Source organism: Alteromonas alvinellae, assembly GCF_902705805.1.
The window spans coordinates 149,215-170,801 of sequence record NZ_CACSIH010000203.1; the positions used below are offsets into that span (position 1 = coordinate 149,215).

At 44.3% G+C, this 21,587-nt stretch carries 17 protein-coding genes and 1 tRNA gene; 7 read left to right on the forward strand and 11 right to left on the reverse strand.

The genetic code is table 11. The features are described from left to right. Window positions 1–142 precede the first annotated feature (142 nt). On the forward strand, window positions 143–922 hold the full coding sequence (locus ACX5KA_RS15210; RefSeq protein WP_458731562.1) for a hypothetical protein: 780 nt from the start codon (window positions 143–145) through the stop codon (window positions 920–922). Between the two features lie 88 nt (window positions 923–1,010). On the opposite strand, the gene ACX5KA_RS15215 is transcribed toward ACX5KA_RS15210, so the two are convergent. Then, a complete protein-coding gene (locus ACX5KA_RS15215; protein ID WP_458731563.1) occupies window positions 1,011–2,603 on the reverse strand; it encodes an ABC-F family ATPase in 1,593 nt (530 codons plus the stop codon). Between the two features lie 656 nt (window positions 2,604–3,259). Between ACX5KA_RS15215 and ACX5KA_RS15220 the strand changes: the two genes are divergently transcribed. The 5 genes from ACX5KA_RS15220 to ACX5KA_RS15240 all read left to right on the forward strand — a co-directional run bounded on the left by ACX5KA_RS15220 (window position 3,260) and on the right by ACX5KA_RS15240 (window position 10,058). Then, on the forward strand, window positions 3,260–3,640 hold the full coding sequence (locus tag ACX5KA_RS15220; RefSeq protein WP_458731564.1) for a PA2779 family protein: 381 nt from the start codon (window positions 3,260–3,262) through the stop codon (window positions 3,638–3,640). A 4-nt stretch (window positions 3,641–3,644) separates the two neighbouring features. Further along, window positions 3,645–4,574, forward strand: a complete 930-nt coding sequence (locus ACX5KA_RS15225; RefSeq protein ID WP_458731565.1) for a PA2778 family cysteine peptidase — start codon at window positions 3,645–3,647, stop codon at window positions 4,572–4,574. A 79-nt stretch (window positions 4,575–4,653) separates the two neighbouring features. Then, entirely contained in the window at window positions 4,654–5,064 is a 411-nt protein-coding gene (locus tag ACX5KA_RS15230) for a hypothetical protein (protein ID WP_039219107.1), read from the forward strand. 193 nt (window positions 5,065–5,257) lie between these two features. Continuing rightward, window positions 5,258–8,686 (forward strand): M36 family metallopeptidase, encoded by a 3,429-nt coding sequence (locus tag ACX5KA_RS15235; RefSeq protein WP_458731566.1) that lies wholly within the window; start codon window positions 5,258–5,260, stop codon window positions 8,684–8,686. A 265-nt stretch (window positions 8,687–8,951) separates the two neighbouring features. Then, entirely contained in the window at window positions 8,952–10,058 is a 1,107-nt protein-coding gene (locus ACX5KA_RS15240; protein WP_458731567.1) for a mechanosensitive ion channel family protein, read from the forward strand. Between the two features lie 147 nt (window positions 10,059–10,205). On the opposite strand, the gene ACX5KA_RS15245 is transcribed toward ACX5KA_RS15240, so the two are convergent. The 10 genes from ACX5KA_RS15245 to ACX5KA_RS15290 all read right to left on the reverse strand — a co-directional run bounded on the left by ACX5KA_RS15245 (window position 10,206) and on the right by ACX5KA_RS15290 (window position 20,752). Beyond that, the gene (locus tag ACX5KA_RS15245) at window positions 10,206–10,784 is read right to left on the reverse strand and encodes an outer membrane beta-barrel protein (protein ID WP_458731568.1); all 579 of its coding nucleotides are present in this window, start codon (window positions 10,782–10,784) and stop codon (window positions 10,206–10,208) included. A gap of 159 nt (window positions 10,785–10,943) precedes the next feature. Further along, window positions 10,944–12,119, reverse strand: coding sequence for an MFS transporter (locus tag ACX5KA_RS15250; protein WP_458731569.1), 1,176 nt, complete (start codon window positions 12,117–12,119; stop codon window positions 10,944–10,946). A 169-nt stretch (window positions 12,120–12,288) separates the two neighbouring features. Next, window positions 12,289–12,375 (reverse strand) — tRNA-Leu (locus ACX5KA_RS15255). Between the two features lie 200 nt (window positions 12,376–12,575). Beyond that, window positions 12,576–13,673: a HupE/UreJ family protein gene (locus ACX5KA_RS15260; protein ID WP_240485760.1), complete on the reverse strand. Its 1,098-nt coding sequence runs from the start codon at window positions 13,671–13,673 to the stop codon at window positions 12,576–12,578. 28 nt (window positions 13,674–13,701) lie between these two features. Beyond that, entirely contained in the window at window positions 13,702–14,772 is a 1,071-nt protein-coding gene (locus tag ACX5KA_RS15265) for a tetratricopeptide repeat protein (protein WP_458731570.1), read from the reverse strand. An 83-nt stretch (window positions 14,773–14,855) separates the two neighbouring features. After that, on the reverse strand, window positions 14,856–15,434 hold the full coding sequence (locus ACX5KA_RS15270) for an Ig-like domain-containing protein (protein WP_458731571.1): 579 nt from the start codon (window positions 15,432–15,434) through the stop codon (window positions 14,856–14,858). Between the two features lie 11 nt (window positions 15,435–15,445). After that, window positions 15,446–17,038 carry a DUF4331 domain-containing protein gene (locus ACX5KA_RS15275; RefSeq protein ID WP_039219036.1) on the reverse strand — a complete coding sequence of 531 codons (1,593 nt, stop codon included), beginning with the start codon at window positions 17,036–17,038 and terminating at the stop codon, window positions 15,446–15,448. A gap of 207 nt (window positions 17,039–17,245) precedes the next feature. Further along, window positions 17,246–17,980 (reverse strand): anti-sigma factor, encoded by a 735-nt coding sequence (locus tag ACX5KA_RS15280; protein WP_458731572.1) that lies wholly within the window; start codon window positions 17,978–17,980, stop codon window positions 17,246–17,248. Next, a complete protein-coding gene (locus ACX5KA_RS15285) occupies window positions 17,977–18,510 on the reverse strand; it encodes a sigma-70 family RNA polymerase sigma factor (protein WP_458731573.1) in 534 nt (177 codons plus the stop codon). Before ACX5KA_RS15285 ends, ACX5KA_RS15280 begins: the two co-directional genes overlap by 4 nt. Before the next feature lie 166 nt (window positions 18,511–18,676). Then, window positions 18,677–20,752: a TonB-dependent receptor gene (locus ACX5KA_RS15290; RefSeq protein ID WP_458731575.1), complete on the reverse strand. Its 2,076-nt coding sequence runs from the start codon at window positions 20,750–20,752 to the stop codon at window positions 18,677–18,679. A gap of 175 nt (window positions 20,753–20,927) precedes the next feature. Here ACX5KA_RS15290 and ACX5KA_RS15295 point away from each other — a divergent pair, with 175 nt between their 5' ends. After that, window positions 20,928–21,512 (forward strand): RDD family protein, encoded by a 585-nt coding sequence (locus ACX5KA_RS15295; protein ID WP_084081786.1) that lies wholly within the window; start codon window positions 20,928–20,930, stop codon window positions 21,510–21,512. Window positions 21,513–21,587 lie beyond the last annotated feature (75 nt).

Below are 21,587 nucleotides of genomic sequence, written 5' to 3' on the forward strand. Positions count from 1 at the left end.
TATAAAACACATTGTCTTTGTAGAATACATGTGCGATTTTATTGAGACACCTAATCATACGTGAAGGTCTAGTAGACCTTAAGTGGGATAGAGTGAGCTAACTAGGGTTACAAATATAATAAAAAAATGCAAAGGAATAAAAATGAAATTGCCGTTTAAGTTGTTTTCAATAGTCTTTATGGCCATTGTTGTGGCAGGGTGTGCGTCAACGTACGTGCCACCTACAGCAGGTTACAAAGCCCCTGAACAAAGTAAGATTGGAGTTTTGGTTGTCGCTAAAGAGAACCCTAGCCATACCCATGTTGGTACGACGATATTTAATAATTTCAGCAAAGAATATGAATACGATTGGCAGCTTAAAGAAAATATTTTCAAAATTTTTGAAGATAAAATTGAAAGCGGAACGACGTACGATGTTGTAGACATATCAAACCTTGTTTCTGAAAGTGATACGCTTACCTTTGTTGATGTGGTGAATAAAGAATGGGTATTTAACGAAAAGAGCGCGAGCACACGAGAAAAGCTTATCGCTCAGGGCATAACAGCGGTTGTTATCATTAAAGAGACATCCACATTAGCAGCAATGGAGTGCGGCATGTATGGCTGCTCAGAACATTACAGCCAAGGTTATGGACTTTTTACTAGAAGCTTTTTGGGTCTAGATAACTACATGGCCTCAGCTAGCTTTGCCATTTCCATAGAAACCATTGATAAGCCAGTGGACATCACGCGATTAGAGCATGTAAAAGAAACTCAAACATACTTGGCGAAACACAAGCCATTAGAAGATTTTGCCGATCCCGCTGACTTTGAGAATATGACTGAAGAAGAGTTAGCCCCGGTGAAAGCTGCTCTTATCGAGTATTTCGATAACCTAGCGGGTATGACTCGACAGTTTTTAGTAGGAAACGAAGAAGTTTAAGGTCAATAAAGTATTAACCTAAATGCGGTAAAAAAGACGTAGTATTTATGTAGAAAAAAGGGGCGTTGAACGCCCCTTTTGATATTACTTAAGCGTTTTCTTTATGCGCCAAAAACTCTTCGTAGTTTCCATCGAAGTGATTCAGTTTCTTGTCTTTAATTTCGATGATTTGCGTCGCCAGTGATGAAACAAATTCACGGTCGTGACTTACAAAAATAACTGTGCCATCAAATTTGTAAAGCGCATTGTTCAAGGCTTCAATTGACTCCATGTCCATGTGGTTAGTGGGTTCATCCATTACCAATACGTTGATGTCTTGTAGCATTAGCTTTCCGAACAACAAACGGTTTTTCTCACCACCAGAACATACCTGCACGCGTTTGTTGAAATCGTCAGACGTAAATAGCAAACGTCCTAACATACCTTTAATTTGCAGGTCATCGTGTTTAGGGCTGCGCCATTGGCTCATCCACTCAAACATAGTGATATCTTCGGAAAAGTATTTGGCGTTGTCCTGTGGAATGTATCCAATCGCCGCATTTTCAGCCCACTTATAGCTACCTGCGGTAGGTTCAATATCATTAACTAAGCACTTCAAAAGCGTGGTTTTGCCAGCCCCGTTCTCACCAATAATCGCCAAGCGCTGACCTGCTTCTAGTAGCAAGTTAGCGTTGTCGAATAGCGGAAGATCTGGGTAGCTATGGCCTAGCTCTTCAAGCGTAATAGCAAGGCGGTGAAGTTTCTTGTGCTGCTTAAATACAATATAGGGCTTACGACGGCTAGACGCTTTTACCTCAGCCAATTCAATTTTCTCAAGACGGCGGGCACGCGAGGTGGCTTGTTTCGCTTTCGATGCGTTGGCAGAGAATCGCGCTACAAAGCTCTGTAGCTCTTCAATTTCCGCTGACTTCTTAGCATTTTCTGCATGAAGCTGTTCTTGAACTAGCATGGCTGCTTGAATGTAGTCGTCGTAGTTACCCGGATAAACGCGCAGCTCACCGTAGTCGATATCGGCCATGTGCGTGCATACAGAATTTAGGAAGTGTCTGTCGTGCGAAATAATAAGCATGGTCGACTTACGCTTGTTAAGCTCTTCAGCAAGCCAACTGATGGTGTAGATATCCAAGTTGTTCGTTGGTTCGTCTAGAAGCAGAATGTCTGGCTCGGCAAATAACGCCTGCGCCAAAAGCACACGTACTTTTTTACCAGGTGCGACTTCTTTCATAAGACCAAAGTGATAGTCTTCGTCAATGCCGGCAGACGTTAGAATTTCACCAGCGCGTGCTTCTGCTGTGTAGCCATCCATCTCGGCGAATTGGGTTTCCAAGTCCGCCACGCGCATGCCATCTTCTTCGCTCATTTCAGTCTTGCTGTAAATAGCGTCGCGCTCTTGTTTCACTTCCCATAGTTCACGGTCACCCATGATAACGGTATCGACTACGCTAAACTCTTCAAACGCAAACTGATCCTGACTCAAGATACCTAGCTTTGTGCCTGGCGCCATAGAAACGTTGCCCGACGATGGTGTAAGTTTACCGCTTAGAATTTTCATAAAGGTAGACTTGCCACAACCGTTTGCGCCAATCAGGCCGTATCGGTTGCCGTTGCCGAACTTGGCGGAAATATTTTCAAATAATGGCTTAGAGCCAAACTGCATTGTGATGTTTGCGGTGGTAATCAAAACAGGTATCCAGGGGTAAAACAATAAGAAGAGATAGTAGTGAAAGCAATTGTCACTTCACTAATATATAAAAGCGCGCGCACTATAAGGAATTGAGGGCTACATGTCGAGGGAATTTTGAACAGTTTTTGCGCTGATGCGCATTTCACCCAAACGCTAAAGAAAGTATTAACCCCGATACTGTCTTTTATTGCGTGTTTTTGTCAAAAATTGCACCTGAAACTTAACTCCGTATGGTATGAGACGTGAAATAGGCGTTTCGAAACACTCGCTCATTCCACAGAGTGACTCTTATTGTTTGTTGCTCTTTTTTTATTAGCGGCAAGCAAATAATTCCAGCATAAAGAAAATATTACATAAAAGTCAGCGCGCGATGATGCATCAATGCAGAATTAACGAACAAAGCTTTAATCACCATTTTTCTCATAAAGGTCACTTAAATCGTTATTTTAAAGAGAAAAAATGAAACCTTGTCTATTATGAAAAAAAGGCCTTTTTAGTTGGTCTTAATCTTGCTGTGCTTATCTACTGAAAATAAACCGCAGAGCGCAAATGCGTCTGCTGAATCAGTGCGAAGTTTTATTTCACTCTAGTTTATCGTGAGTTAGGTAACGCAAAAGAAGAATAAAACTGGGCATTTTAAAGAGGGAAACATCATGAAATTTTTGAAAAAAATTGCGATTGGTTGCTTTTCGGCAATGGTTTTAATGTCAGGCAGCGTGCATGCAGAAGCAATTAGCTCAGATTCCGTAATGCAAACTCAAGCCGCTTACTACAATAAGCAGCAGCTAATTGACATGGTTAATCGTGCAGACGTGCAGAGTAAATTGGTTAGCTTAGGTGTAGATAGCAACCAGGCTATCGCCAGAATCAACGGCATGACCGACAGCGAAATTGCCCAATTAAATGATGAAATTAATCAAGCGCCAGCGGGTGGCGTTGTGGGCGCAGTGCTTACCGTACTTGCTATTATCGCAATTTTGGACCTAATTGGTGTAACTGACGTTTACCCATTTATTCGTCCAGTGAACAGCTAATTGGATGATCAATTCAGTTAAAAAGGCCTGCGCGTTAGCAGGCCTTTCGCTTCTATTTTTGCTTTCAGGCTGTCAGTCCACACCTCAAGCTGACAAGCTGCGGCAGGAGGGACTTGCCTCTTTACCTGAATCTCACACTATTCAATCTGTTCCGTTTTTTCCCCAAGAACAGTTTTATTGCGGGCCTACCACACTATCTGAAGTGTTTGGTTATTATGGTGAAAGCACCTCTCCAAATGATATTGCGCCTAAGTTGTTCATTCCCAGTAAAGAAGGGAGTTTACAACTAGAAATGGTGAGCGCTACCCGACAATTTGGTTTTTTGCCATATTCTGACCGAGGGACTTTATCGTCAATTATGTCGTTAGTTAAAGACGATATCCCAGTGATTGTTTTTCAAAATTTGTCCATCCAGTTATTACCCCAATGGCACTACGCTGTTGTTATTGGGTTCGATAGTGATAAGGGGACGGTTACTTTACATACCGGCCTTACGCCTAATCACGAAATGTCGCTTGAGCTTTTTGAAAGAACGTGGGGAAGAGGAAATTACTGGTATTTGGCACCAGTTCCTCCTAATGTAACCTCGCCTGAGATGACACCGTTCACTTATGTAAGTGCGGCTTACGACATGCTTAAAGTGGGAGATAAAGGGCGTTCATTGGCGTTTTTGGAAACCGCGTCGCATACATGGCCAACGTACTGGTTAAGTTACTTCTTGATTGCCAATTATTACTTAGAGCGAAACGACATCCAAGCAGTGGATTGGTTTAAGAAAGGCTATGAAGTGGGGCAGAACCAACATGTTTATGTTCACAACTACGTATTAGCTTTGCGCGAAAACAACATGCCCGAGAAGGCAAATACAATTCTAAAACAGGGGCTTGAACGCTTTCCCGATAACGAAGCGCTTTTAAAATTAGCTGAAAAATAAACCTAAACTTTAAGAGTATTCGCATTTACGAAAACTTATCGTCTACTATTAACTTAGGAAGTAACTGTGAAAGTAGGCTATGCCAAAAATACTGAGTTCATCAACAATTTCGTACGAAAACGGAGTAGTCACCTCTCGACTCTATGGCGCGTTTAATGAAAAAAGTGCGGAAGACTACAGCGATCGTCTCTTTAAACTAGTCATAGGACTGAATCAACGACCCTTTTCCCTTCTGGCAGATATTAGCCAAGTTGAAGGTGCAACTCCTGAGGCCTTCGACATACTCAAGCGTATTATAAAACGGCTCCCCGATATGGGATTAATCGCGAAAGCTTATGTTTATAAAGGGCCTGTTATACGCGGAATAATGTTTCAGAGGATCCCCGAGCTCAAAAGTATGGATTATCTTTTTTTCACGGATATTGACGAAGCTTCTTCGTGGTTGTCTCGCGAATATGAACGCAAACTATCTCTGCTCTCTGATTCTTAATTAGCCTGTAATAAGTTAATAGCGCAATTAACTATCTCATTTCCCACATCTGGTTGGTGCAGTTAACTCTAGTGGTTAACCCCTATGGTGGATGGGCGTTTTTTGCTCGATCCTAATTTGGTTAACGCTATCTAGTCGTTGCTCAGTATTAACGCTGAACGCATTGATAGCTCCAAATTTTAAGGATTGAATAATGAAAAAAAGAACCCTTATATATGCTGCGGTAGCAGCGGCTCTACCTTTCGTAGCAAGCGCCTCCAAAGTACACGCACCCTTAGATACTTCATCGCACCGCATTGCTGAAATAAATCTGACTGACAATGTTGTTAACCCGCCAGCAAACAGCTTGTTTCAAATGGCGTTGGACCAACTGCAAACCACGTTCCCATCATCTACATTACGAATAGCTAATGGCCATTTAGACAGTGTTTTTGGTATTGCCATTGATGTTTCAGGCACGTCGCCTGAACAGATGGGGTATGACTTTATTAGTCGACATTCAGCCCTTTTAGGTGGACTGAGTGACGGGGATTTTGTTTTTAACCCTCACCGTAGTAAAGCAGCATTGGGTGGTCATTTAGTGAGGTTTGACCAAGTCATTGATGGTGTAAAAATCAGAGATAGAGGTGTCGGCCTCTTAATAGATGAGTCTCAGGTAGTGAGAGCGCTGTTCGCCGATACCGCTATAAATACGCCTATTGCAAATACACAGGTTCTTTCTGCGAATAGCGCTATCAGCGTGGCAACCGCCGATTTAGCGTCTTACAAGCGAGCATTGCCAATAGAAGCTCTTGATGTACTGAACCCTGCGTTTTCTCAAATAGAAAAAAGTCTTGGCATTTTTGCCAAGCCACTACCACAGAAAGTGGTGGTACAAGATGACAATAAACTGAAACTCGCATGGAAGTTCTTCTATTACTCTTCAAATCCTTTTGGTGTGTTTGAGTATGTAATCGATGCCCAGTCGGGAGACATTCTGGCGCGTAATGACAGGGTCAGAACCATTCTTCCTACAGGTGAAAATGAAGTCACGCAAACGGGGCAGATTGGCTTGGTTCAGCAGACTGCGGATTATTTCCCAACATTTCCACCCATAACGCCATCGATGCAAATCGAATGTTTGATAGAGGACGATGCAGGTGGCTACACCGGCAAACCGAAAGGGATGGAACGCATTAACCTACGTAAGTTTGACGATTCTAACTTAGTGACGGGTGTTGAAGGTTTGCTTACAGGTAAGCACGCGCTTATTGAAAGCGCGATGCTGACAAAAGGGCCTTTTCCACAAGCGGCAACGGGCACGTATCACTTCAGTGAGGATGCTGCCATTGAGGCAAGACCTGTCGAAGATGACCATGTAACGCCTTCTACGGCACATCACATTGACGGCATCAGCCAGTTTATTTACATCACCACATTGCTCGAATATTTAGATTACCTCCATAAGGACGGCGATGCTGTGCATAGTCGTGGCGTGGGCGATGGCTCGTTTCCAAATAGCTACCCTAATGAAGCGGTACCGTTAACTGGTGTGGTACATATTCCGAATGTGCTCGACCCACCAGATAACCCAGCAGATCCCGAGTTTATGGCTAAGCTCTTGGGTTTGGACAACGCATTCGCAGTGCCGTTATCACAGGAAATTGCAGGTGAAGAGGTAGTGGTTAACCCGACAGCTTACGGCCATGGTTACTTATTCAACAACCTAGCAATGGATTTCTCGGTTCCCATTCATGAAGGCACCCATGCAACAATTACCCCTATCGCAGGCTTTGAAGGCGAGCCAGAAGGTGGTGCGCTTAACGAAGGGCAAGCCGACCTATGGGCATACACGGTAGGCGAAACACCAGATTTAGGTACTTACCCCGTTAATTCGTGCGATTTACGAAAATTCTTAAGAGAGCAGGGGGTTAATCCCGACTCATTTGAGTTTATTCGTTCTGCACAGAGCCAAATTCGTTATTCACAGTTAGGCACAAGAGACAACGCATTTGAAGTGCATCGTGATGGAGAAATTTACGCGGGTGCAATGTGGGACTTAAGAGAGCTCATGGTGGCGCTGCAGCCTAGACAAGACTTTGTTCGCCCCGATCCAGTTACCGGCGATCCTACCCAAGAAACTAGCTTGGGCAAAGAAACGTGGGAACGTATCTTCCTAGGCTCAATGTACGTGCTAGGAATATCTGCGCCAGACACCTTTGTGCGCGCACGGGATGCAGTGTTAATTGCAGATGCCGCCTTATATCCTACCGATCCTTTAGATTTAACTTCACCGGGTCGTCATCATGCATTAATAGAGCGTGTTTTTGCTGCCAGAGAGCTAGGTGCAAACGCGAAAGCACCGTTAGGCGGTCGGCAGACTATATCAACGGCAGTGAGCGAGTTTACGGCTACCCAGGCTAAGCCATCGACACCAGACGCTATAGACGCGCATATCATTTCTGATGACGCGATTGAAATTACGTGGGAAACCGTACCTGACGCTTTTGCTTATCAATTGCTAAAACGCAAAAAAGGGTCGAGTGCGCGTTTGTTTACGGGTGTACCAACCCGAGAATACTTTGACGGCGACCTCACATTCTCTGGCTTCACCCATGTTGAATTTATTGTGGGCGATAATCGCTACATAGACAAAGGGCAAGGTTTAGGGCGTGGTGCAGGTCAAGGCATAGACTCGTTTGACTATGAATACGTAGTGCGTGCAATCAGCCTTAACCCTAATCAGCAAGTTGGTTTTTCTAATATGTCAGGGATTGCTTCAACCGGCTTAAACACGGTGGATGTGAGTGACCAAGTTGACTACAAAGTGGGTAATGTAAACTACAATAACGGCACCTTTGCCTTTGATATTGCGTTGATAAATACTGGCGACGAGAGAATTTACGGTCCAGTTGATTTCGATATTACTCATATTAGCAATGGCAGTATTACCGTATTGAATGCAGATAATGGTGGCACTGGTAAAAACGGCGACATAGCAAGGTTCCGTTTCGATCAATCGCTAGATGTAGACAGAACATCTGCACTGCGTTATCTAAAGTTTGATAACCCTAATGGAAAACTCTTTACGTTCCAAGCGCGGATCAGCGGCTACGAAGCTGGCGCTTCGTCAACCGGTAGAGGAGAAACGCCTACCTTTGATACGTCTGAGCCAAAAGAACAGTCTGTGGTTTACCATAATATTGAGGAGCACTCGGGTGTTGTCTTAATTGGCGCAGCGGATGAAGCGTTGGTTGATGGCGTTGACTATGTTGATATCCCGTTTACAGCGCTGCCAAGTGCATCAAGTGTAGTTGCAACGCTGAGCGCTGATGTTGAGGTAGTAGCGGTGCCAGATCTTGACTTTGAACTGCTAGATGCCGAAGGCAATATTATGGCGAGCTCCGGCAACTTGGGCTCTAATGAGCAAGTTGGCGGTGGCATTGTCCCCGGAGAAACCTATCGGGTTCGCGTGAATGGTTGGGCTAACGGCCCGACGTCATACCGGGTTGTTATTGATCAGTTTGTAAGTGATATTAACGACGCAAACGTTGATCAAAATGGTAATGCGACAACGGGAACAGTAACGTTTGAGTTTAATCCCGTAACAGGGAAAGTAATGCCTTTGAACTTACTTAATTAGTCGTCAGCAAAGGCGCCTAGAATCCAGGCCGAATAGTCGGAAGGAAAGCTACATATAAGCGTCTTGCTAAAGGCTTATATAACAGAACAAAGCCCTATATTGTGAAAACAGTATGGGGCTTTTTTTACTATCTTTAATAAACAGCAAGCATAATGAATCTGCGTAGGAACAAACAATTGGTGCACCTTTTGCGTCTTCTTTCACGTACTAAGATGTAGCTAAAAATAAAAAGTGCCTACTCATATACGCAGGAGCCCCGTCAGCCGTGGATAGCACCCAATTTCTTGAAAATAAGCAGGTACTAGCAATAGCCGGATTAGTGGGTATTGTTATTGTGCTTTTCATCATTAAACGCCTTATATTAGTGCGCTTGAAAGCCAAGGCACGTTCTGAAAGCAGCAGCATGTCAGATATTTACCGCGTGCTAGTTCTATCACTAAATGCTCCGCTCAATTTACTTATTTGGGTTATCTTTTTGCTGCTAGTGAAAAGTATTGTTTCAGTATTTCAGATAGAAGATGAAAGGGCTATTGAGGCGCTAACCATTGTTATTGAGGCAGGTCTTATAATAACGCTGTTTCTTTTCTTCGAGCGCTTTGTCACCTACTCGTTAAGCCGTTATCGCGACCAGTCTACCATTGTGAAAAACACCAGTGCTATAGCTGGTGGTGCTGTAAGGGCAGTGTTCGCTGTACTCGCCATTTTAATTATTTTAAGCACAATGGGAGTATCGGTAACACCCATTGTTGCATCGTTAGGCATTACGTCACTGGCAGTAGCACTAGCGCTACAGCCAACGCTTGAAAACTTCTTCTCGGGTATTCAGTTGGTAATGGATAAGCCCATTCGTATAGGCGACTTCATAGAGCTGGATTCCGGAGAACAAGGTTTTGTAGAGAAAATAGGATGGCGCTCCACGTGGGTTAGAATGCTACCTAACAACATCGTGATCATGCCTAACAGCAAACTTTCTAATTCCAAACTCATCAACTACTACTATCCCGAGCGAGAACTATCGGTGCCCGTAGAAGTTGGCGTGCACTATAACTCTGATTTAGAACACGTTGAAGAGGTCTGTTTGGACGTGGCCAATACTATTTTAAAAGAGCACGAGTACGGTGTTAAAACCTATCAACCCTTCGTCATTTTTCACACCTTTGATAATTCCAGCATTAACTTGACCATAATGCTGAGAACCCGAGAGTATTTTAATCGTTTTTTCATAAAAAGCGCCTTTATAAAAATGCTGAAAAAGCGGTTTGATGAAGAGGGGATCGTAATACCGTTCCCAATTACTGCGCTCAATGTGGAGCAAGAAGGCGCAGCAAGTGTGTTGTCGTCAGCGCATCTGAACGAAAGGCAAAAAAGCTGAACGAAAGGAATCGCGTCAACGTGGAGCTTTGTGAATTGCAAATTCGTCAGTGTCATTTATCGGTGAGGGGTCATAATCGCTGGGCATAAAAAAGCCACGTTAAAAAACGTGGCTTAAATGCGGTTATGCTTTCTTACTGCTAGGGTACTAGAAAGTGTAGCGCGCTGATACACCTAGTAGGTCTACATCATCAGCGATGACATAAGTAGCGCCGAATGAAAACTGTGGCGTAAAGAAATAATCTGCGCCAATTTCAAAGGCAGTATCATCTTCTTCGATATCGATATAGCGAATTACACCGCGAAGCTCAAATTGTTCTGAAAGCATTGAACGAATACCGGCAGTAATGCCATAGCCGTTGTCGTCAGCCTCTGCAGAAGCGAAACCTGCATCCACATCAATATCTACATATTCGTAAGTTAACTCACTAAAGAAATCAGTTGTTGCAGTTAAACCATAGCGGTATCCAACACCTGCTGAAATGTAGTCTAGTTCACCGTCAACGCCATATTCGTCTTCACTTAGCTGGCCATAGCGCCCTGTTAGGTACACGTTTTCGTTAAGCGATTTAAAACCTTGAATCTGAAAGCCTGTTGGCTCGAAGTCGCCTGCGTCTTCGATATCTGCTTGTACGTATCCAGCTTTAATGAAGTCATATGAAGGCGAAGTTGCGAAAGCATTTAAAGAAAGCGCGCCAAAGATACTGGCGAGAATAGTACGTTTCATTGTTTCTAATATCCTTTTAACAATAATTACTTCCAACCACTTCGGAAGCCCCATCATTATGGGGATGGATTTTAAAAATCAAATGGGAAAGGTGTTGGAGGTTGCGAAAAGAATATCATTTGGTCAATTAGTGGTGACTAAATACTGCTGCATGCGTAACTAGTGCTTTTTAAACGTCACACAAATAATGATACTCGCCAAACTCAGTATGCAAGTCGATAAGCTAAAGGCAACGGTAGGTTCTAACGTAAGTAGTGTTACCGCGCAAGCACCTATTGCCGCCCCTGTTAAATGGAAAAAACCAGTGAGAGCAGCTAAAAATCCCGCAGATGTTCTAGAGAAACCAAGCATAATTGTAACGCTGCAGGGCATGGCGATACCGATAAAAAAGAACATCATGTAGCAATAAGCAAGGATAATGAGTAAATCATTGGCGAAACCACAGAAAACGGTTAACCCAAAAAGTACGGAGAGCAGGGCAATAAGCAAACTTGATCGCTTGAACTTTTGCAGAGGTGACAAAGACGCCAAACGAATATTAAGTAAGCTCCCAACTACAAATGACAAGGTGGCTATGAGAGAGTATATGGAGAAAAGTGTTTTTGTAAGCCCAAACTGCTGCATAATCATTGATGGCGCGCTAGTAATAAAACAAAAGACCATGCCATATAAAAGCCCGCTTGCCATGCCTATAGAGACAACTTTCATTATTGTGCTTTTAATAAGAGCTACCGTATCGCTCAAAACATTCTCTGTGGCTGGCGGCATGTATTGAGCTAGTTTATGAGAAACAGAAAAAAGCAAAATTAAAGCTAAAAGGCCCAACACTAAAACGAAATAAAAAATAGCGGAAATACCGAGGTACTCTCCAATGAATGTACCGACTAAAGGCGCGATTGCTGGCGCGATAGCAAAGGCAATGTTGATGAGGGAAAGTGAAGTGTTTAGCTGTTTTTCGTTAAAGATTTGACGCGATAAGCCTCGCGATACCGACACACCAACCCCACCTCCTAGGCCTTGAACGACTCTGCCTATTAGAAAAGTCGCTTGATCGCTTGCGAGCGCCACCATAAGCGTACCTGCAATAAATACCAATATTCCAAAGAACAAGAATGTTTGCTTATTTACATAGTCACACGCTATGCCCGATGCTAACTGTGAAAATGAGAACGCAACTAAAAACACCGCTACGCTTTGTTCGATTATGCTCACCGGACTGCCGTACACAATCGCTAAATCAAAAAAGAAGGGGCTATAAATGCTGGTAGAAACCTGACCTAGTATGGACAAAATAGTGAAGGTAACCGTTAGCGAGTAAAACGCATGGCGCGACATTGTGTGCTTCATCTAATAAGAAAACGCTAAATGGCTAAAGTAGTAATAGCCAAAGACTACAGGTGAGGTATTACACTTTTAATAAAGGTGCTTTTTAGTTTGGGATGGCGTTATCAACAGAGTGAGATCAATGCTGATCCCCCGTTTATGGGGTAGAGCCGTTTAATGTTGGTACCAGTGGGCGGACTTGAACCGCCACGCTATCGCTAGCAACGGATTTTGAATCCGTCATGTCTACCAATTCCATCACACTGGCATTGTGTATCGTTATCAACGTGGTGTTGATGCATGGCATTATAGCGATGCGGCGCGCCTATACAACTACTTTTTATGCTTTTTATGGCTAAGTGCTGAAAGATTGTCCAAAGGCGCGCGCCGTTTGTATCATTTCTTATTCGTTGTCACTCTATATAAGCTTACTCTGATTTTATCAATTAATAACTAGACGTGCCGCTGCTACCACCTCTGCAACGTCCAGTTAATCGCTATAACCGCAATAATTGAAGATGCGATTGGCATAATGGCTTTCGAATATAACCTTAAGTTTCTAAGTAAGATGAGTAAGGGTAATAGCAGTGCAACTATGGCAAGTTGTCCTATTTCTACGCCTAAATTAAATGCAAGCACGTTCATCACCAAACTGCCTGACTGGGCATTTAGGTCGCCAAACACGCTTGCGAATCCCATGCCGTGAAGTAGGCCGAATCCAAAAGTAACAAATCCCAAGCGCATGATGACGGGGTACACGTTGTTTAGTGCAGTAATGACCACAGAAATTGCAATGCCTAGCTCAACAATACGACTATTAAGCGTTATAAAATCAAGAGCTGCTAGGGTCAACGTAATTGAGTGCGCTAAAGTAAAAGTGCTTACCAAAATCACCGTGCTTTTTACAATCCGTTTAACACTTCTTTCTTTTACCCAACGTTTACTTTTTCTAAGTAAGTTAACGGTCAGCAATGTGGCGACTAAAAACAGTATGTGATCTAACCCAATAAAAATGTGCCAAATACCCTGATAAACCATTTCGCAAAACTGCGACCCCCAGTGAATATTTTTAGGGGATACAGATATAAAAGTTAGCTCACTATCAAGTACATGCACACTTGTTTGTTCATTAAGGGTGATGGAAGTAAGCAGTTTATGTGTAGGAAAATCGCTCACTAACCCTGTGTAACGTACAGACACTTCGTTTAATAAAGCGCAATTCACAGAAAGTGGATATACCAATAATGACTCCGCAGATATGTCACGTATGGACGGTGGTGCAACACTAACGGTACATCGTGTTTCGCTACCGCGAATTATCAGGTGATTTTGGATATAACTGTTCGCAAGATTATGGTTTTTTCTAACTTCACCCCATGTCAAATTGCCGTCATTATTGGTATCGAGTCTAGCAGCTTGCCCTATGTCTTTGGGTTTTAGCAAAAGCTCGCCTGAAAGTGTCTCACCAGAATCATTTTTAAGGGTTAAATAACCGTTGCTTAGCTCGTGAGAGAGGGTTGGAAAACTGAAAGACGCTATTATGAAAAATACAATAAATTTTATCATTGTTCGTTCGCTGAAATAGTTGGAAGACCTAAGCATTGGTTGATTCACCATTAGCTTTGCGGGCTCGCTCTAGAAGCTTTCTGTCACTTAACGCTTGGGCGTATTGCCAATTAATCTCAGCAAATTTGAGGGCCAGCGGGGAATTTTGTTCTATATCTAAAAAGTACATGGCAACTTGTGCCGCGTGCGAGCTATCCTCCCGCCACACTCGAATTTCCATATTTTTTGACAGTTGAGATTGCACCGTTGAAGACGTGATACCTTGTGCACGTTCTGCGATAGCCCATTTCAAAAGCAAGCCGTCATCTGCTTTTTTGATATCGGGGACGTTGCGGGCGAGCGTGGTGGTAACAGCCTCATAATTTTTTAATTGAAAATTAGCGTTTGACCATACTAACAACGCACTTATCGGAAGTTTTTCAAACTCTGTTTGTGATAGATACTCAAGCGCTGCTTCAGGGTAGCCAAGCTGCAGTGACATATCCGCAAGTACTTCGTAAAACCACTGGAGCTCAGAAGGCCGAGCATTACTGGTATAAGTTTCAAAGGCCTTGAGTTTTTGAAGCAACTTCACCTGAGGGTTCCGGGAAAACTCTGCGTTTACCATGCAAGTAAAGGCAATCAGAAAGCTCGTTTTCCCTACCAGTCTCTCGCAGTTTTCCTTTGCGTTTTTAACGTCGCCTTGTTGCGTGGCGATGTCAGCCATAAGTAAGTAAGCGGCCGGCGAGTGAAAGTGGGCGATTTGTTTTAAATGTTGCTTGGCTTCTTCGAACCTATGAGTGCCTTGTAATAAGCGAGCTTCTAAGATTACTAGGCGTTCTTGTTGCCCAGTATTTAACGATGTGAAGTTTGCTCGCATAGAGTTGGCGAAGCGAGCCACCCGCTCTCTTTCGTTTCCTTTTGCAGAAATATAGCGGCTTGATGACAGCACTTTTTCTGCTTCATTCAAGCTTGTTATTGATAACTGTTGAGGCTCCCAGCTTGCTATGACAGTATCGATATCAGGGATTCGTTGTTGAGCGTATATTGCAAAAGTCGAAAGGGTTAGTGATGTACTCGCAAAAATGAACTTCAGAGCAGAGTACTTTATAAACTTCATTGCTACTTCCTTAAAAAAAGCCGTCCTTGGCTTTACGGTTGACACTGGTTATGTGCTAACAAACTCCTGTTATTTGATGCGTGTTATTGGCCTATCAATAAGTCATCAAAAGTAGAGTCGTCAGCATCTTGAGTGAACTCGCGTCCATTTATTGGTAACGGCTCATCCGTTGGCGCTTGATTGAAAGCGTCGCGGGTATAGCTAGAAAACGATACCTGCTGCGCCTCAATAGTAACGCTAATGGTGGCCGTAACTTCTGGGTTAACACCGTCAGTAACGGTAAATGTGAAGCTATCGCTTCCTGTTACTTGGGCGTTTGGCGTGTAAGTAAAGGTGCCGTCAGCATTAACTTCAGCACTACCTAAGCTACCGTTTTCGCCAAGACCAAAAGTTAGCGCGTCGCCATCTTCATCGGTTGCTGTCAAAGTGCCATCAATCGTAATATCCGCTTGCGTTGTAAGCATTTGGTCAACGGCAACCGGCGCAGCATTTTCTTCTGGGGCTTGATAGTCGTTATCGTCGTCACTATCGAAACAACCTGAAAGTGCTAACACCAACCCTGAAGCAATCCACATACGGTGCTGTTGACGTTTCACTGACGTTTGCTTTTTAGGCGCAGTGGTATCACTGCGCTTATTTAATAACCTCATCTTCATAGACATGATGGGTCTCCTTATTCAGAGCCAGCAAGTGGTGTTTTTAGGTATGGAAACGACGTATCAATCATACTTGCATCTACGGGCGCGCCATCAGTAAATGGAACATTACCTACGCTCGCGTCCTCTGGCGCACAAAGGCCAAGGTCGGTATCTTCACCTGCTACTGGAATGGGGTAACACAAACGGCCCATTACTACGCGAAGGGCTATATCAACCACGTCATCACCAGGACGGCGTCCGTTCGGAAAGCCCGCTAAGTCATCGCCTGCCACACCAAAAGCTGACTGCGATTCTGCAGGTGTTGCTGGGATCCCAGTATTTAGGCGCAGCATTTCAGACGCTGTAACCGTTGCTTGCTGGTTAACGCCTGGGAAACCAGTAAGGAAGGCTGTCACCAAGTCCACGCGCGGGAAGTTAGTAGGTGCAAGGGTCTCAATATCCGTACCCAGTGTAGTATTCACAGCATCTTTGAACAGAATGTTTAGTAGCTCTGGCAACGATGGGTGAGTAACATAATCAGCAAACTGGCCATCTGCACTTGGATGAGAGCTAGAGAATTTGTCTTTATCGCCAATACCAATAACAAGCTCGTTGACTAGCGGGCTACCTAAACGAGACACTTGTGTCATTGCACCACCGTTGGTTTCAGGTTTCGCAAAAGTAGCATCTGGATTTAGGATACGGGCTTGCGGCAAACTTGCCGTGGTCCAGCTACCAATTACGCCATTGCCTTCACCCGTAACACACGCCTTGGGTACTTCGATAGATAATGCTGTCACGTTTTTATCGGCTAAGTCGTCATTCATGGCACTTTGCGTAATGCCGCCAGGGAAACCCTCGCCATCCCCTGCACCCGGTGCGCTGTCGCCTTCAACAGGTACATAGTTTACTAGGTCAAATGTTTTGCCTAGGTTAACAACGAAGGGGTCTTTTCGCTGGCCAACAAACACTTTGGCCATATCATCGCAGCCAGGGATGCTGAATGAGTAAATGAAGCTTTCAGCATAGCGCGCGTATTCAGTTTCACTGGTAAAAGTCTTGTTGCCGATGTAATCAAGGGGCTTTTTGAACATGTCACCCATTGCCGGGGTAAGCGCGGTGCGCGTGCCCGTTTGCATGTCGCCGCTTACCATAGTAAGGCTGTACATTTCAGAGAAGTTCGCTGCGCTTGAATCGTCTGCACTAATTCCGCCTACATTTTTAAGCGGCACTTTTACCATTTTTTGTTCGCCTTCTGGGCCAATTGGCAGAGCAATGCCTTCGTTATCAGCAGCGAGCATATTGTTAAACTTAAAAACAAAGCTTAAGTCTTCAATCGCGTCGCCGTCGCTATCGATATGGATGGCATAGTGCGCGTTCGGATCCATCGCAAAATAATTAGGGCCACCGTACGCATCCTGCAATGGGATGTAGTTTGCGATGAAAGTCACATAGTCTTCACGGCCTTCTTCATAGCTGTTAAAAGCGTAAAAGTCAGTGCTATCTAAGGCTGGGTGACGAGTGATATTAGGTGCCTCACGGTGGCTTGATGCGATTGCACCAGCTGTGACGGCGGCGCATGTCAGCGCAACGGCTACAGATAAAGTTTTGCGTTTGAATTGGAGCATGTTGGGTCTCTCTGTTTTTTATGAGTTCAAGAGACCAAACGACTGAGGTTTCACCTTGGATGCAAAAATGTTTAAAAAATTAGAATAAAGTTTTTATTAAAAGTAAAAGCGCACTGTCTGAAAGGATATTTTTAAAAAAGCGATAAGTATAAATCACAAAAAGGCCACGTAATGTGGCCTTTTGACTAAGTGCATAAGTGATTGAATTTATACGGAAACAATCGGTGCTATATAGAGTACCTCCGTTGGAGCCCCTGTAACTGAGCCACCAGGCGCTTCTAAGCTCACTGCTAACGCCGCGATGCTTTGATCTAGCAAAATATCTGGGGTCGCCCGCGTATCGCCATTGGCTTCAGGCATTAGACCAAGAGAGATCGGCGCCTCACCGTTTGCCGGCACCATCCAAAGCTCGTAATCCTTATCGGCCAAAGCCACGAAAGCATCGGTTACCTTTACATTCATGGTTGTGTCAGAAACTTCTATCACCCACAACGGCGTATTGTCAGCGTTGTTTACTACGGCAATATGAGAAACCTCAGGTGTAGGAACGGGTTGCATTACGAAAAGCAATACGGCCAATACCATTGCAGCTGCGGTGGATATGAACGATAAGTTCTTCCAGCGTTTCTGCTTCTCTTTCTCAAAGTCGATAACCTCGCCAGGCTTGCTGGAAGGTTTTGTATCGCTAGCTAAATTTGCGTTGTTAGCGGCTTTATGTCCGAGTTTTACTTGGATGCTTTCCCACACGTCATCTGGTGGCGCCACAGGCGGAAGCGTCTCCGCAAAGCCGGTTAGATATTGTTCCCATTGGGCCGTTGCGTCGCTCACCGCTTGGTATTGCATCATCAATTTTTGATAGCGCGTTCGCGCTTTGCCACGTAGCGTTCCAACTACATATTCTGCAGCAAGGGCGTTAAGACGCTCTTCTTTTAAATAGTTCATAGTGATAGACACCTCTGCAAGCTTTGCAAGCCTCGTCTTATCCAGCTCTTAATGGTTCCCAGTGGTGATGCTAAGTGAGTAACCACCTCTTGATGTGACATGCCGTTAACGTAAGCTAAGTGAATAGCTTGCCGCTGAGGGCCGTCTAATTCATCCAAGCACGAGGCTAGTTTAGCTTGCTCTGCACCCAGTTTAACATTTTGTGAGCTCTCTACTCCCGATGGTGCATCATCGTTTAGTTCAACTTCGTTTCTTATATTGTGGTAGCGAATTAAATCCAGCGCTCGATAGCGTGCAATGCTTACCATCCAAGTCAACACCGTGCCTTTCCCGCGCTGATAATTGCCTGCGTTATGCCATATTTTAATGTAAGCATCTTGTGTGGCTTCATCAGCAAGTTCCGGCCGCTTTAGTAGCTTTAAAGCAACGGCATAAAGCTGTGGGCTGGTTATTTTATAAAGCTCTGCGAAGGCTTTCTTGTCACCGTCTGCTGTTTTACACAGCAAAGGGAACAAAGTTTCATGTTCCATCGTTGCTCCTACCTTTTATTGTTATGGCGTCATTTTTATTCTGAGAGGTACTATCAAAAACGCTGCATCTAAGTATTTAAACTAGCACGCTTTTTAAACATTTACATAAAATATAGAGGCCCCAAAAGGGCCGGCGCCTCTATTACTATCAAAAGTTTCTGCGCGGTTAATATTTCAAGGAAACAGTCAGGCGCACATTTCTCGGCTCGACAGGGTGATAATGTAAATCCTCAACCCCTTCCTCTGACTCACCAAGAAGTCTAGATGCGTAAAAGTAATCTATATCGTGATCGTCACTGTCTAAGGCGTTGAGCATTTCTAATGTTATGTCCCATGTTGGCTGGCGATAGGCAACTTGAGCATTCACTAAAAATGTTGACGGCGGTGAAATTTCATCGAAGCTTTCTACGGTGCGAGAACTTAAGTAGCGGCCTCGTAGGGTATAGCTGAACCCCAGTTGGTTACTTCTTTGATAGTAGGTTAGTCCTGCACTCACCACACCTGGCACGGTGCCATCAATGTGACGGCCTTCGCCTTCAACGCTGTCGCTAAATCGTGCCTTGGTCCACGCAGCTTCAATGTCTGTTGTTAGGTGATGGCTTATCCAGTAGTAGGCACTCACTTCAATGCCGTGTCGCTCGGAGGGACGACTAGCCTCAGTAAAGCCTGCATCACCAACATATACCAGCTCGCTATCAAGTTCTAAGCGCCACAGGGCAGCAGATAGGTTATAGGTTTTATTATCGGTATAGTTAACGCCCGCTTCATAGCCAAGGCTCTTTACCAATAATGGAGCTGCTTCGGTAGCGTCACCACTTACCGGGTCTATATTAATGGTGGCTCCCCGTGCATCGTTGGAATGAAAGCCCTGCCCAACGTTGGCAAATGCGGTAAGTTGGTCTGATACACTGTACTTCAAGCCTGCTTTAAGGGTAAATAAATCGTCACTTTCGCTTCCTGAATTAGCACCAAGATTGCTGGTAACGTCTACATCTAAGTAATCGTATCTACCTCCTAATGAAAGGCTCAATGCGTCACTTAGCACAATGTTTGACTGGGCAAAAAGTGCATAGCTGTTACTGTCTATTTCGTCTTCTCGGATAGTGCCAAAGCGGGTTAAGTTTTGGGTGCGATACAACCCCACATTATCGATATCGTCGAAACGCCACTGGCCACCTAGGGTAATACTGCTCCCGTTTGTTATTGCCAAGGGCAGGGTAGTGAATATCTCGCCACCGTATATTTTTCTGTCGTCAGCTTGTTCGAACTGATCGCCACGCTCAGGATTATCAAGGAAATAGGTAAAATTAGAGAACAAACTAAGTTCGGTATCTATGACATAAAGCGAAGCATTCCATGTATCACTGGTGTAGTTTGTAGATAAACTATACCGAGAGAATTCACCGCCAACTTGGGTATCGATAGAGCCAAGACGGTCTATTAAGCCGCTTTCAATAGAGCGCTCAGGTACTTGGTCAGCACCGTTCCAGCTATTATCGTAGGCCATTCCTGTAATGGCGAGTTGGCCGTTTAACAAAGGCGTAATATAACGAATATGGACGTTCTTCTTTTTTACGTCTTCGTCTACGTCAGTCCACGGGCCGTCATAGGTTTGATATTCCAGCGCTGCAATAACGCGGCTCTCTCCTGCTTCAAAGTGATTTAATGCAACAGCGCGCTTGAACCCATATTCTCCTAAGCCTAAGAACAACTGGTTTTGCTCAAGTGAATCTCTTAAATTGAAGAACGCCCCGCCAGCGCTAGAAAAATCGCCGATGTTGGCATAATAGGTGCCTTTGAAGTAGCTAAGGTTGTCGATAAATTCGGGGATAATAAAGTTAAGATCACTGTAGCCTTGGCCATGTCCGTGGCTTCGCATGTTCACCGGCATACCGTCTACACTCACCGTAAAATCCGTGCCATGGTCGAGGTTAAAACCGCGCAGGAAGTACTGGTTGGCTTTTCCCGAACCACTGTGTTGGGTCACCATCATGCCCGGGATAAATTCAAGTATTTCACCGGCGCGCAACATTGGGCGTTCAATCAAGGTGTCACCAGACACCCATCCCTGCGAAGCCGAGATAAACTCTCCGTCTTTTACCGATGAGTCACCACGTACTCGAATATGCTCAATATCACCTTCGGGGTCGTCTAACGCCATTGCAGCGCCCATACCAAGCGAAAACGAGCTAGCGATAAGTGTTGTTACCAGAATTTTTGCTGTCACCGTATTTACGTCCATTATCCGTTTGTAATACCAATAACGATTAATAATGGTTAATGGATGCAAAAAGGTGGAAATCATTTTTCTTTGCTTATTGCACTATTAAATGCCGTTAACTAAGGCTTATGTTGTTTAAGCGATGTGGCGCTTATGTCAAAATAAACGCTGTTGTTAATGAAACGAAGAGATACCCGTGGCGAGACACGACAAAAAAGCCAAGAAGAAGTCCTCATCATCTAATCACTTAAAGGCGAAGGATGATAAAAACGCGCCTAACTCAGAATCAGACAGTTCATCACTTGAGCGAGCTGGATTTGTTAGACGTTTATTGGCAATGATTTACGATACGCTAGTGGCTACTGCTGTAGGCATGTGTGCGGCCATGGTGATGATAGTAACCCTGGTGGTTATGTTAAAAAACGGTACGCTCGATTTACAGGGTTATGCGGAGCCTGCTGATCTTATTCAGGCTTCTTTTGGTTATAAACTGCTTATTCAAACGTGGGTGGGTTTGTGGATAGCTGGGTTCTTCTTGTGGTTTTGGCGCAGGGGCGGGCAAACGCTTGGTATGCGAGCTTGGCGTTTACGTATTTATAGCACGGTTGAAGAGCCTATGACATGGCCGCGCTTGTTCATTCGCCTGATAGCATCGTTGGGTGGTCTAGGCACCTTACTTGTATTGTTTGATTTTAAAAATAAACAATCACTGCAAGACCGACTGGCAAAGACCGAAGTGTTGAAGTTGACCAAAGAAGCGAACGACCACAAGAGCTGGTAAAAACCTTGTAGGGCACTAAAAAAGCATAAAAAAGAGGCTGCAAGATGCTAATGCCGATCAGTTAAGAATTTAATG